At 49.9% G+C, this 14,081-nt stretch carries 12 protein-coding genes; 2 read left to right on the top strand and 10 right to left on the bottom strand.

The window, feature by feature from the left end; genetic code table 11:
• Positions 1-36: 36 nt before the first annotated feature.
• From B5M13_RS14395 to B5M13_RS14350, 10 genes are all read right to left on the bottom strand, one after another.
• Positions 37-906, bottom strand: coding sequence for a phosphatase PAP2 family protein (locus tag B5M13_RS14395; RefSeq protein ID WP_155297250.1), 870 nt, complete (start codon positions 904-906; stop codon positions 37-39).
• Between the two features lie 30 nt (positions 907-936).
• Complete coding sequence (locus B5M13_RS14390) at positions 937-4,287, bottom strand: UvrD-helicase domain-containing protein (RefSeq protein WP_080056341.1); 3,351 nt, start codon at positions 4,285-4,287, stop codon at positions 937-939.
• 105 nt (positions 4,288-4,392) lie between these two features.
• Positions 4,393-4,935, bottom strand: coding sequence for a hypothetical protein (locus B5M13_RS14385; protein WP_080059927.1), 543 nt, complete (start codon positions 4,933-4,935; stop codon positions 4,393-4,395).
• Positions 4,936-5,038: 103 nt separating this feature from the next.
• On the bottom strand, positions 5,039-6,130 hold the full coding sequence (hisC, locus tag B5M13_RS14380) for a histidinol-phosphate transaminase (protein ID WP_080056340.1): 1,092 nt from the start codon (positions 6,128-6,130) through the stop codon (positions 5,039-5,041).
• Between the two features lie 14 nt (positions 6,131-6,144).
• Positions 6,145-6,645, bottom strand: coding sequence for a peptide deformylase (locus tag B5M13_RS14375; RefSeq protein ID WP_080056339.1), 501 nt, complete (start codon positions 6,643-6,645; stop codon positions 6,145-6,147).
• Positions 6,646-6,813: 168 nt separating this feature from the next.
• Complete coding sequence (locus B5M13_RS34425) at positions 6,814-6,939, bottom strand: hypothetical protein (RefSeq protein ID WP_262508078.1); 126 nt, start codon at positions 6,937-6,939, stop codon at positions 6,814-6,816.
• A 32-nt stretch (positions 6,940-6,971) separates the two neighbouring features.
• Positions 6,972-8,261, bottom strand: a complete 1,290-nt coding sequence (hisD, locus tag B5M13_RS14370) for a histidinol dehydrogenase (protein ID WP_080056338.1) — start codon at positions 8,259-8,261, stop codon at positions 6,972-6,974.
• 107 nt (positions 8,262-8,368) lie between these two features.
• Entirely contained in the window at positions 8,369-9,229 is an 861-nt protein-coding gene (gene hisG / locus B5M13_RS14365) for an ATP phosphoribosyltransferase (RefSeq protein WP_080056337.1), read from the bottom strand.
• Positions 9,230-9,460: 231 nt separating this feature from the next.
• Positions 9,461-10,210 (bottom strand): CPBP family intramembrane glutamic endopeptidase, encoded by a 750-nt coding sequence (locus B5M13_RS14355; RefSeq protein ID WP_080056335.1) that lies wholly within the window; start codon positions 10,208-10,210, stop codon positions 9,461-9,463.
• Positions 10,211-10,355: 145 nt separating this feature from the next.
• On the bottom strand, positions 10,356-11,240 hold the full coding sequence (locus B5M13_RS14350; protein ID WP_245860005.1) for a LytR/AlgR family response regulator transcription factor: 885 nt from the start codon (positions 11,238-11,240) through the stop codon (positions 10,356-10,358).
• Positions 11,241-11,309: 69 nt separating this feature from the next.
• Between B5M13_RS14350 and B5M13_RS14345 the strand changes: the two genes are divergently transcribed.
• Together B5M13_RS14345 and B5M13_RS14340 are read left to right on the top strand one after the other, a co-directional pair.
• A complete protein-coding gene (locus B5M13_RS14345; protein ID WP_080056333.1) occupies positions 11,310-11,957 on the top strand; it encodes a 7-carboxy-7-deazaguanine synthase QueE in 648 nt (215 codons plus the stop codon).
• On the top strand, positions 11,912-13,909 hold the full coding sequence (locus B5M13_RS14340; RefSeq protein ID WP_080056332.1) for an OmpA family protein: 1,998 nt from the start codon (positions 11,912-11,914) through the stop codon (positions 13,907-13,909). Before B5M13_RS14345 ends, B5M13_RS14340 begins: the two co-directional genes overlap by 46 nt.
• Positions 13,910-14,081 lie beyond the last annotated feature (172 nt).

Below are 14,081 nucleotides of genomic sequence, written 5' to 3'. Positions count from 1 at the left end.
GATCAATAAACGACGTCAGGCAGCAGTACGTAACCGTTAACGCGAAAACACCGCTAAGCGCATATAGATTCCGTTGGCCATTCCGTTGCTCCAGGGCTGCACATCCAGCCGTTTCCCCAGGTCACTTCCCTTTTTTATCTGATGAAGCTTAGGAATTCCCCAACCGACCAGCGAACCAAACGCAGCACCAGCCAGCAGGTCTGTCGGATAGTGTAAACCGGCTTCGTACCGAAACAAAGCCGTAGCTGATGCCAGCCCAAGTGTTCCAACCCAGACTACAGGTTTTAATTTGGAATGGGGAAAATAATGCCGAAAGACCTCACTTGTAAAAACAGCCGTAGCAAACGCATTGGTCGCATGGCCTGAAAAGAAGGACTGTCGGGAGGTTCGATCCAGCTTTTCATCCAGTGGAACCAGCGGGTTATATACATACGGCCGGGTACGTTGAGTTACTGATTTGACTGTCCGTTCAATGCCATTCGCCAGTAGCAACGTTTCGACGTACATGACGGCCACGGTCTTAAAATCCTGCCGTATGGGCTGCAAACCCAGCGACACTACCCCTGCGGCCCCAATCGTACCTACCAGCGCAACATCACTCCACTTATCGGCCGAGGTCGACCAATGGAAGGTAGCATTACGGTCGAAGGAGCTAATGTCTCCCCGATTGAGTGAAGCAATTTCGGCGGTAGTAAGTGGGTCGATGGCATTGGTCAACGCTACCGATGCCCCAAGCGTTACAGCGCCCGCTCCTAGTAAACCGATTTCGCGGCCTGTGCGTAGCTGATAGGGCGACTGTGCCAGGCAGATGCCAATGGATACTGAATAATGGATAATGTATACTGTTGGAACAACAAGAATCTTACGGTGTATTCCTTTCCAAACCCTCTGAATCGTTTCAATCATGTAGCTTGTTCATTAAATCTATTTCATTCTTCACACGCGCACCACCACCGGTATTTCTGCCAGATAAACCAATCGGCCCTCTACTTCCGGGAAGCCCATGTCGCGATAAAGGCTTGTAAAGTATTTTAATGAAGCCGTCGGATTTCTGGCTTGTTCGTTATACTCATCCGCTTCATAGCCAGTCGGTGCAATGGCTACCGATTCGTATTGTACCAGCACAACAGGCCCATCTGGAAAATGGACAACGCGGTGGGGCGCTCCATGAATACGCTTGCTACTTAAAATACTTCTGTCGGTATCTATACGCAACTGAGAATCAAAGAGATTAATCAGATCAGGATGCGAGATAATAGCCAGCAGATTATCTTTCATCAATTCACACTCAACTTTGCGAACTAATCCCTCACTGACGAGCCGACGTAGTACCAAATCAATTGTTTCCGGGCCTTTGATCAGGCTCAGGGCCGCGCAAAGCTTTCGGTCACGTTCACGGGTATGCTCAAACGTAGCCACATCAAAAATACGGTCGGCCAGTCGGCGCAATTGCAAATCCTGCCCCCGGTGCCCGCTTACAATATTGTTCAGTACAATTTCGTCCAGGGGCTCCTCAACGGCCTTATGCGACCAAACGTCGGCGCATAAGCTAACCGGATACGAATACAAGCCATCCTGCCAGGCACAACCACAGTTACGGGCCACCTCACTATCTCGCAGAAATCCATGTAGCCAGTGCCCAACGGTATTCTGAGGCCCTTTGCCAAAGTCTCTGGCTTCGCTGATTACATACAGACGGTCGGTAGGGCGGGTAAAGGCCACATAGAGCAGATTCATGTTCTCCAGAAACGTACGCGTTATTTCTTCTTCGTACTGGGCCGCAACGGGTTCAGGAGTCCCCCTCAGTTTACCGGTTGCATTGACGGGCGCTGTCAGAAGTCGAGTGGACTGGCCTTTATCGGTCGAATGGGTCAGTACATCCGCCTGAATCTGATTCAGATTAAGCCAGATGGTGCTATCGTTGATGGGCTCAACCCGCCAATTGGCAAAAGGAATAATGACCACCGGAAACTCCAGCCCTTTCGATTTGTGAATCGTCTGAATACTTACCGCATTGCGGGTATTGCCTTCTACGGAAATTTTCTGCCGTACACTTTCCCAATAGAGCAGAAAATCGCTCAGATGACCGCTCCGTTTCTGATTGAACGTTAACACTTCGTCCAGGAACCGAAACAGAAAGGGATTATGCTCCGCCTGATTGAACAGCCCAAACTGAGCCGTCAGGCGTTCCGCCAGTTCGTACGGATTCAACTGGCCTAAGGCATACACATCTAACGCATAACCTTGTTCGGCCAGGTAGTCGTACATCGCCAGCATAGGGCCTTCGGCAACAGCCCGCAGCTTCTCTGTAAGGGCATCGTCTGGAAAAATACCCTGCACAACCCGGTGAAACAGATACAGCATTTCGTAACGAAGCATTCGCTGATCGGGGCGCTGTAACACCTGCATAAAGGTCACCAGCCACTTAACCGGGTCCGAAAACTCCAGCGATAAGGAATCGGCTGAAACCAGTGGGATCTGACGGGCGTTCAATTCATTGGCTAATGCTTTTGCCTGCGATTTTTTACGACAGAGAATGGCAATGTCACCATACCGATACCCGTCGGCCAGCGATCGATTCAGGTGCTCGATGGTCTTTTCGAGCATCAGCGTCGTCAGATCTTTATCGGCGTCTTCCTCTTTCACCACAAAGTCGAGCTGCACATGGCCAGCCTGCCGGGCTCTGGGCGAAGGTGTCTGATGGAATTGTCGCTCTGGATCAAATATATCGGCTACTTTGGGATGCTGATGCTCGAACCGACGAGCCGTAAACTCAAAAAAGTCATTGTTGAACCGGACAATTGGTTCGGCACTTCGCCAGTTGGTATTGAGGACTTCAGGTTGTAGATGCCCGTCGAGCATTTCAATCCGTTCAGCGGTCCAGGATTCGGGATTATGAGCTTCTTTCAGTGTTGTCAAATCCCGGCGATGTAGCGCTACAATCTGATCCATATCGCCCCCCCGAAAGCGATAAATCGCCTGCTTCCCATCGCCCACAGCCAGGTTAAAGTGATCGCCCCCGAGCGCATTTTCAATCAGGGGCAACAGGTTGGCAAATTGTAGTCGGGATGTATCCTGAAACTCGTCGATCAATATATGATTGTACCGAACCCCCAGCCGTTCGTACAGAAACGGGACCGGCTCCGAGGCCACAATAGACAGGATTTTCTTGTTAAACTCGGAGATATGTACCCGACCATCCTTTCGTAGCAGCTCGTCGAACTCAACCCGCATCTGCTTTAATAAGGCCAGTTTCTGTAAATGAGGCAACAGGCACTCGAACAGGGTAACCTCACGACCACTTTTTTCCCGGATTGTATTGATTTGAGTCAGGCAGTCGGTCAGTTCATCGGTCATAGCATCGATCATGCCCTGAACAGGCAACGGTGTTTTTTTTCCGTACCACTCTCCCTTTTGAATGGCATTATACACCCGCGTACCAGGTTCTTTCTGGGCATTTCCCTCGGCTACAGCCTTAATAAAACCCGCTACCCCACTCAAGCCATAGGCAAAATCAGCTTCTGACAAACCGGCACTGGTAATCAGTTCCCAAGCACGCTGACCACAACCAACAATGTCGGCCTCAATCTGCTGATTGTGGTGGATCAACTGTTCCCGGATGATTCGCAAGGCAGCAGGTGAAAGTTCCTGAGCCGCATTGACGGATTCGTAAAACTGGTCGGAGGTTAGGTTGCGACCGAATTCTTTCAGCACCTCCGGCAGTTGGTTCCAGCTTTTTCCTTCGGCCGCTACATGCGTGTAGTACTCACCCAGAATGGTAGTAATTTCCTCCATCTCCTCGGTTCCAGCCTTTTCGATCAGGTTATCGATAGCCAGTTCGAGGACTTCGTCGGTTTCCAGTTCGACCTCAAACGAATAGGGCAAACCCAGTTCGTCGGTAAACGCCATGACAATGCGCTGGGTAAACGAGTCGATCGTGGTAACGCTAAAATCGGCGTAGCGATGCAGAATGGTTCTGAAAACTGAAGCCGCCTTTCGACGAAGCGTAGCTTTGGCAATCTCGAACCCATCCGAATCACTAGCTGTGCCGTAGAGTTCAACGACCAGTTCATCGAGCAGGGGGAGTTCTTTCTCTCCGGCCATGTCGGAAAGGCGTTCAAGAATCCGGTTCTTCATTTCATTGGCAGCCGCGTTGGTAAACGTTACCGCCAGAATGTGCCGGAAATAGTCATCCTTCACATCGGGCCGAAGCGCCAGTTTCAGGTATTCTTTGGTAAGCGTGTACGTCTTACCTGACCCCGCCGAAGAACTGTAGACTTTGAACATAGTGAGTAGTAGTGAAGAGCGAGGAGTGAGGAGTGAGAATGCTGGCGCATATTTTTTTGCTGTTGCACCAGCATTCTCACTCCTCACTCCTCGCTCCTCACTACTTTAAAAATTATACCGCAATCCCAATCCTGTATTTAAACTCAGGAAGAAGGGAGCCTGAAGGAGTTCGACATAAGCGCCGGTTTCCAGAAAGAACGAATAGGGTTTGCTGGGAGGAAAAAACTCGATGCCCCCAATACCCGACCCGCCCAGCGAAATATTGCCTTTCACATAATTAACGGACTGACCAGCCAGATAGTCTGGATAATACCGACGGTTATTTATTTGACCGCCGAAACCATAGTATGCCCGGATGCTCTCACTTTTGGTAAGGGCCGTATGCCATAAGTAGTGCCCCTGAATCGACAGACCGACGGTCTTATAATCGCCCGAACGATAGCTTCGGTTCGTTCCGTAAATGCCACCATACGTTCCGATATTCAGGTCGAAGGCATGATTGTTTCCAAAATATTTACGGACGTTTATCCCGGAAGGCTCCCCAATTCGGAACCCCAACGACCAGTTGTTATACTGTGCGCAGACCTTATTGACCTGCATTAGAAACCCCAGGAGGGTCAGACTTGTTAACAGCAACGATTTTCTCATAGAGCCAGCATTAATCACTCTTAGACTATCGAAACCCATCCACGTAACCAGCTTATGCATTAAACAATCAGGTATTTGCCACCAATTCAGGTTTGGTGGCGCCTTAGCCGTTTATAACTGGAAGCTCCGATAGAATAGGGTTACCATTCATTTGCCAAAGCACCTCAAGCAGCCGTTCGTTTTCCTCGTGTGTACCAACCGAAATGCGCAGGCAGCCTTCGCAGAGCTTCACCTTCGACCGATCACGAACAATAACCTGTTGTTCGATCAGATAGTCGAACACCTGTTTGGCATCGTCAAACTGAACGAGCAGGAAGTTGGCATCGGATGGATGGACTATCCGTACGGAGGGCAAAGAACGTAGTTTTTCGGCCAAAACCTGCCTGTCGCTCAAAATTTGAGCGACCATTTCGTCCTTTCTTGATGCCTGCAAGAGCGCTTCCAGTGCCAGTGCCTGCGTAGGTGCCGAAATATTGTACGGAGGTTTAATCTTGTTTAGGATCTGAATCAACTCTTCCGACGCAAAGCACATACCCAGCCGCAAAGCTGCTAGTCCCCAGGCTTTCGAGAAAGTTTGCAATACCACCAGATTCGGATAGGTATCCAGTTGGGTTGTCCAGGAAGGCGTATTAGCGAAATCGATATAAGCCTCATCGACAATCACCAGCGAATGGTCGGCTGCTTCCAGAATCCGACGGATGGCATCGGCCTGTAGCAGATTACCCGACGGATTGTTGGGCGAACACAACCAGATCAGCTTCGTATTCTCTGTAATAGCTGCCAGCACAGCCTCCGTATCGACCTGATAATCGGGCGTGAGCGGCACTTTGATCAGGGCGACATCATTCACGGCTGCCGACACCTCGTACATCCCATAGGTAGGCGGCATAATCAGTATGTTATCCTTGCCGGGTACACAGGTAGCCCGCACTAACAGATCGATGGGTTCATCGGAACCGTTTCCCAGAAAAATCTGCTCCACTCGAACACCTTTAATTGGTGCCAATCGCTGCTTGATTGCCCATTGGTGGGGGTCAGGATAGCGGTTGTAATCACCGGCATTGGTCGTCGAGCCAATTGGGTTTTCATTAGCATCCAGAAACACGCCGATCGTACCCGTATACTCGTCGCGAGCCGATGAATAAGGCGTCAACGAGAGAATATGTGGGCGAAGAAAGTTATTCAGATTAAACATAAAAATTAGTCGAATTAAAGAGTGGGAGTTGGTCGCCAGCGAAATGCCTGTTCGTCAATGGCCCGCATCGTACACAATACTCCATTCAGATGGTCGTATTCATGCTGAATCAGCTCCGACAGGGCCCAATCACTTACCTCCCATGTATGGGATTGCCAGTGTTCATCACGGTACAGCATCGTTAGGTTTCGATGTCGGCGGACCCGGACCAGTAAGTTTGGAAAACTCATGCAATCGTCCCAAAGCTCACCCATATCGTCGCTGAGGGCGATCAGTTCAGGATTGATGATCACCTGAGGCCGGTCGACATTCAGATAGATCAGTCGTTTCATAATGCCCAGTTGCGGAGCGGCAATCCCCCGTCCAAACTGGTACTTTGCCCTGATTTCTTCCATTACATGGTGCAGGTCGACTACCCAACCCGCCACCAAGGGCAACTCCGATTCCAGTACCGGCTCACAGGTTTCATACAGGCGCGGATCGCCCAAGAGCAGAAGATCAGCGAGGTGTTTCATGAGTTTACGATGTCGGACAAGGCAATAAGCTGTAGCCCGTCGATGTCCGAAAAGTCGGCTACATTGTTTGTCAGAATAGGTTGATTGTCGATTAGTCCCGTTGCCACTCAGATGGATCGCCAAATGAATCACCAACACCCCCTCGTGCAGCAATATCCTCCATTACTTTTAGAAATGCTGCTTTTTTTCTTTATCACTCTGCGGATCAACAACCCGTGCATTCAATCGTGGAAGCAGGGCAAGAAGTAACTCTTTGTCTTGTACGGTTCCGACTTCTATAAGTATCTGTTCCATAATCTACCCTGTTTTTTAGCAAAATAACGAAATCAAACCAGATTCGTTTCGTCCAGACTGGCCAGTCGCAGGCTCACCGCTCGTTTATGAGCCTCCAGTGATTCGGCCTCGGCCATCGCTTCCACGACGGGCCCAACCCGTTGCAATCCGGCAGGCGTTATGTACTGTACTGTAATTTTCTTCACAAAACTGTCCAGCGATACGCCACTGTACGCCCGCGCAAACCCATTGGTCGGTAGGGTATGGTTGGTTCCTGATGCATAATCGCCCGCCGATTCGGGGGTATAGTTCCCAAGAAAAATCGAGCCTGCATTCACAATCTGGTTGGCCACTTCTTCTGCATTCTCAACACTCAGAATAAGGTGTTCGGCAGCATATTGATTCAGTAAGTCAATGGCATCTGCCTGATTTTCGACCAGAATCATCTTGCTATTTTCCAGCGCTTTAGCCGCCATTTCCTGCCGGGGTAATCGACCAAGCTGGGTTGATAAGGTCAGATTGACACTCGCCAGGAGTTTTTTACTCGTCGACACCAGAAGCACCTGGCTATCGGCTCCGTGTTCGGCCTGCGAAAGCAGATCAGCCGCTACAAACGACGGAACCGCCGAATCATCGGCATATACGGCCACTTCGCTCGGCCCGGCCGGCATATCGATCGCCATTCCCTCTTTAGCCACCAACATTTTAGCGGCTGTAACATACTGATTGCCTGGGCCAAAAACCTTGTACACCTGAGGAATAGACTCGGTTCCGTAGGCCATAGCCGCAATAGCCTGAGCGCCACCAATCCGAAATACTTTCGTAACACCCACCAGTTTGGCCGCGAAATAGATAGCCGGATGGTTGCTTGGCGTACACAGCACAACTTCCCGGCAACCAGCCAGTTGAGCCGGTATTCCCAGCATCAGCACCGTACTAAACAGGGGAGCCGTTCCTCCTGGAATATACAACCCAACTTTTTCGATACCCACACTCTTGCGCCAGCATGTAACTCCGGGCATTGTTTCGATCTTCTCAACAGGCTGTTTCTGCTTTTCATGAAACAGGCGGATGTTTTGATACGCCTGCCGGATCGCCGTTTTTAGCTCATCGCTTAGCTGGGCTTCGGCAGCCTCCAACTCGACACTATCGACACGCAGTTGCGCCGTAGTCAGCTCAACCTTGTCAAATTTTTGCGCCAGCGCCAGCAAAGCCGAATCGCCTTCAGCTTTTACCTGAGCCAGAATCGGTGCCACAGCCGCTTCGATCTGCTGGGTCGATTGCACTGGACGGGCCAGCAAAGCAGACCATTCAGTACGGGCGGGAAACGGAATGATATTCATTTTTTAGGAGGGAGGAGGGAGGAGCGAGGAGTGAGAATGACGATGCAGTACTAGATGAATGCGTCAGCCATTCTCACTCCTCGCTCCTCACTCCTAGCTACTTAATGTTAATAAATCATTTTCTCTATCGGAATCACGAGTATACCTTCGGCACCAGCGGCCCGGATGGCTTCGATATTTTCCCAGAATTCATTTTCATTCAGCACCGAATGGACCGAACTCCAGCCTTCAGTAGCCAATGGGGTAACGGTCGGGCTTTTCATCCCAGGAAGCAGGGCTGTAATCTGATTCAGTGAATCGTTCGGTGCATTCAGGACAATGTACTTATTATTCTTAGCCACCTGTACCGCTTTGATGCGGAAGAGCAGCTTATCGACAAGTTCCTGTTTTTCCTCATTTAGTTCATTTGGAGCAATCAGAATGGCTTCCGAACGAAAGATGGTTTCCACTTCTTTGAGGCCATTACTGAGTAGTGTACTTCCCGAACTAACAATATCGCAGACAGCCTCGGCCAACCCGATACTGGGTGCAATTTCGACCGATCCACTAATCTCGTGAATTTCGGCCCGAACGCCCTGTTCGTTCAGATAACTTCCCAGAAGATTCGGATACGAGGTTGCAATATTCTTTCCTTCCAGGCACTGAATTCCCGTCCAGTCGGTACCGCGCGGTACAGCGATGGACAACCGGCATTTGGAAAACCCAAGTTTATGGATCGTTTGCACCTGACGGCCCATTTCGACCGCAACATTCTCACCCACGATGCCCAGATCAGCGACACCATCTTCGACGTAGCCGGGAATATCGTCATCACGTAAAAAAAGAAACTCGGCCGGGAAGTTGGACGAAACCGATTTGAGTTTGCCGGTACCATAGTCGAAACGGATACCACACTCTTTAAAAAGCTGATACGAATCTTCGCTCAGCCGACCCGATTTTTGCAAGGCAATTCGTAATACAGAAGACATTAATCGATGTAGGATGTATGAGGTAGGATGTATGAGCTGGCCCATACATCCCGTAATACGTTTGTTTTGAGGCAATATCCCGCAAGCTTCTTTTTCATAAAGCGTGCGGCCGGAAAATCAGGGGGCAAACATACAGGAAAACGGGGATACAACGACGTATTGAGGTGCCTGATTAGCAGCCATGATGGTGCCGACGATGTCGGAAAGGCGAATGAGTGTCCCGTTTTGAAATCATGACACAAAGGTAAAAAGAAAATTCTTAAATCGCGGGAGTTGTTTCGACCAGTTTCGCACCAGCCCAATCCAAACCAATAACGTAACTGCGAGCGCCACCGGATGAACGGCGATGTTCATCAGTTCGTGGGCACAGGCAACGACCAAAACCGCCTTGGTAGTGTCGACCAACGCGCCCAGTCCCCAGGCCATCAGAATCAACACGCCAACCACCATTAGTGCATTCGTTTGCCCACCACTGATTCCCGACAAATCGGGCATGAAGGTCAAATGCCAGCCTGCGTGCATAACACCGATCAGAATGGCCCGGTAAAGCGTAGGCAATGGGCGAAGTGCATCCTGCAAATAGCCACGCCAGCCCATCTCTTCCCCAAATCCGTAAAGCACACCCGATATACCCAGAAGCAGACCGAACACATGGCTATTCTGACCCGCTTTGCTTGGTACACCAAGCACTACAGAAAGCAGGATAGGCGTTAGTACGAATAGAATGGTTTTTAGCGGTGCAGAGCCGAAAACAGAAATTGTACGCGGTGCCTGAGGAAATAGAAACCGACAGGACACCGCTGCCAGCAACGGACCCATGCCATACGTAAATACATTATGAACGGGCAGGATACCTTTGTTTAGGTTAGGTAAAAAATGCAGACCATATGACAATGCACAGGCCAGCAGGTAAAAAACACTAACCGATTTCCAGTTAACCTCGGCAATGTGTGAGCGGGTAATTTTTAGTGTATTCAGCATAGCGATTCTATCTTTAGTTCCGATTGACAGACACAAAACTGAATCACCAGAGATACCCTTGCAATAGCCAGGGATGGCCGTTTCTGTAGGGGGATAAATGGGTAGCTTTAGGGATAGTTGGGAAGAACTGGGACAATCAGGAAACTTATAGAATCTCGTTCATCCGGGCATCAAATGCATCGAGATATGTGCGAGACACTGGAATTTTTGGTGAAACCCCATTTAGTGTTAACTGATACCCACGCGCATTGCCTTCGGTCTGATTAACCATTTTCAAGTTCACCAAAAATGCCCGATGGCACCGAAAAAACTGGGGATAAATGCTAAGTATATCGGCCACCTCTTTGAGCGTACTTCGCAGAACCGTTTTCTGACATTCATTCCGGTTAAGCCAATACACATCAACATAATTACCGACCGACTCAACATACAACAACTGCTCAGGCTGAAGAGACAGTCGCTCTTTGCCATTTTCAGAACTCAATAGGATTGGCTTCTCAACTACGGGAGCCATTTTTGCATTGGTCTGCTGGGAGGGTAAGTAGTCTGTCGGTGGTAGCCCGGCTCGCTGGGTCAGTTGACGATTAAGCTCCTGCGCCTGTGCCAGATTCCGTTTTAGCCGACGACGCTCCGATACAAACACGCTACTGATAATTGGAAAAAAACCAATCAACGTCACAATCAGATACATCTGCCAAAACGACGGATAGTCATTTTGGGTAAGCACAAGCAGGAGTTGATTACCCAGGCTGATGCAAAACAAAACGAAGAAGGTGTGAAGAATGTATTTCCACACGACCCAGCGATCTTCATCGTAAATCCGACTGAGCAGGGTTGGAACAAGCCAATTTGCAAACAGGGTTGACACCGTACAACCGGCCCCAAATAAGGTGAGCACTCCTACCCGGTTCGGTCCACCAAACGATGAGCCGCCAAAAAAATAAACAAATAGAAACACGTAAATACCCGTCTGAATCGACTGCCAAATCTGGGCCTTAAAGCTGAAATCTTCGGCAATTGGCCGATTCATGAATGTTGTTACGGTTTGAAGCATAGTGACAAAAATAACCATTCAACCGAACCTTCGTATCTTTGTACTATGCTAGCAGAACAGAAACAACCGATAACTCCTGATAACAACATCGAAATGACTCTCCCCGTCATGGAAGCGTTCTACACCCTTCAGGGCGAAGGAGCGCATACGGGTCGGGCCGCTTATTTTATCCGGCTCGGTGGGTGCGACGTCGGCTGCCACTGGTGCGACGTCAAAGAATCGTGGGATGCCGACGCCCACCCAAAACTGTCGGTCGATACAATTCTGGCAGGCGCTTTGCAGTACCCAGGTCGGATGGCCGTTATTACCGGGGGAGAACCGCTTATGCACGACCTTACGGAACTAACAGCCACCTTACAGGCAGCAGGTTTCCGCACCAATATTGAAACATCGGGGGTTTGTCAGGCCGTTACGGGTTCGTGGGACTGGGTTTGTTTTTCACCCAAAAAGTTTAAAAAGCCCAACCCAGCGATTTTCGCCAAAGCCGACGAGCTTAAAGTAATCATTTACAACGCGTCCGATTTCGCGTTTGCCGAGTCCTTCGTGCCGTTTTTACGACCCGATTGTAAACTCTTTTTGCAAACAGAGTGGAGTCGTTCCAATGAAATGCTGCCTCTTATCGTTGATTACGTAAAAAATAATCCGCAATGGCAAATCTCGTTGCAGACGCACAAATACATGGATATTCCCTAAAGCCATGGGGCAGAACGCGTAGGGTATGGTGCCAACGGTTCTCTAATCCTGTCATTCCATACGTCCTACTGATCGCCCTGCTCCTGGCTCCATGCACTCTTCTCCACGCGCAAACCAAAAAGGCGAAGGAGCTTTACGATCAATCCATCCGATTGTTCAGCGAGCGGAAAGCAGCTGATGCCATTCCCTTTATGGAACAGGCAGTAAAGGAAGACCCAAGCTTTACCGATGCCTACCTGAAACTCGGCCAGTTGTACGAATTCACCAGGCACTACGATCCTGCCCTGGCCGCTTACCGGAATGCCGTCCGACTCCAACCCGATAACCCGGCTTCAGGATCGGCTTATCAGGCATTAAGTAATACGTTACTCCGACTAGGGCGTTATACCGAAGCCATCCCCTATCTCGAAAAATTCCAGACGCTGTTTGCCCCCCAGTCGGCACAGGCCAAACGAATTGCCCGTCAGCTAGAAACTGCCCGTTTCGGTCAGGAATCCATGCAACACCCACAGACTGTCGACCCTAAACCCCTATCCTCGGTTCTGCAAACAACCCCTTCGCAATACTTTCCTGTGTTGACTGCCGATGAACAAACGCTGGTCTTTACGGCTCTGAAACCCGAAGGCGACGAAGACCTGATGACGGCGACTTTCAACGGCGAAACCTGGTCCCCTCCTACCTCATTGGCGAGCAGTATCAATACCCCCGAAAATGAAGGGACTGCCAGTCTGTCGGCCGATGGGCGGACCCTTGTGTTTACCGCCTGCCAGGGTCGTAAGGGATTTGGCAGTTGCGACTTGTATTTGAGCCACAAAACCGGCAACGACTGGTCGAGTCCTGAAAATTTAGGGGCTACCATCAATACCCGTTATTACGAATCCCAACCGGCGCTCTCAGCCGATGGGCGACAACTCTATTTCGTTTCGGACCGACCAGGCGGCAAAGGTCGTCGCGACATCTGGCGCAGTGATCGGGATGCCAACGGCGAATGGACAGAGCCGGTCAATCTGGGTGAGCCGGTCAACACCGCATCCAATGAAGCATCCCCGTTTATTCACCCCAATGGCCAAAGCCTGTTTTTTGCCTCGGAGGGGCATATAGGTATGGGCGGATATGACCTGTTTGTTGCGGATAACGGCCCGTCTGGCTGGACTGCGCCCACCAATCTGGGTTACCCGATCAATAATTCGGAAGATCAGGCTTCGCTTTTTGTGTCGGCCAATGGCACTCGCGCCTACTATTCCTTTGAAGAGCAGAAAGATGGCGTTTCCCAGAAATCCAGGCTTTATACCTTCGAATTGCCCGAATCCCTGCGCGAACGGATCAAACCCGTCAGCTATTTAAAGGGAACTATTGCCGACGCCAAAACGAAAAAACCGCTGCCCGCTACCGTCGAACTTATTGATTTAAAAACCAACCAGGTTGTCTCGCGGGTACAGGCTGACGCCCAAACGGGTCAGTACACAGCTGTGCTGCCGAGTGGTGGTGAGTATGCCTTATATGTCAGTCAGTCCGGCTATCTGTTCAAAAGCCTATCCTTCGATTTCACACAAAAAACGAAAGGGGAAGGCTTATCGATGGTAGTACCCTTAGAGCCCGTAACAACCGGAGCAACAGCCAATGAAACCCTGAACAACTTATTTTTCGAATCAGGGCGATACGATCTGGCCGATAAATCGCGTACGGAACTAGCCCGACTGGCGGCATTTTTACAGGCTAATCCAGGGGTAAAAGTTGAGATTTCAGGCCATACCGACGACAAAGGAGATCCGGCAGCCAACCTGATACTATCCCAAAAGCGAGCTCAGGCCGTTGTGACTTATCTTACGCAGTCGGGTATCGAAACCAATCGAATACGGGCCGTCGGCTACGGCAAAACCAGACCCCTCGTTCCGAACACAACCGACGAAAACCGACGACTCAACCGACGAATTGAATGGAAAGTACTTTAAAATGTAGGATATAGGATGTATGACGTATGATGTAGTAGATGAGAGAGCTATATATCCTACATCATACGTCATGCATTTCATTCCTTTGCTTTCCTGCGGGATTTTTTTCAATTTTGTGTATGTTGTCCAGATACCCCCGCTTTTTGGGAGGGGGTATTTTTAGTTACCAGAC

The sequence above is a fragment of the Spirosoma aerolatum genome (assembly GCF_002056795.1).
Taxonomy (GTDB): domain Bacteria; phylum Bacteroidota; class Bacteroidia; order Cytophagales; family Spirosomataceae; genus Spirosoma; species Spirosoma aerolatum.
Note: the sequence above shows the minus strand (reverse complement) of the source record. Positions and strands in the feature narration are given on the sequence as shown.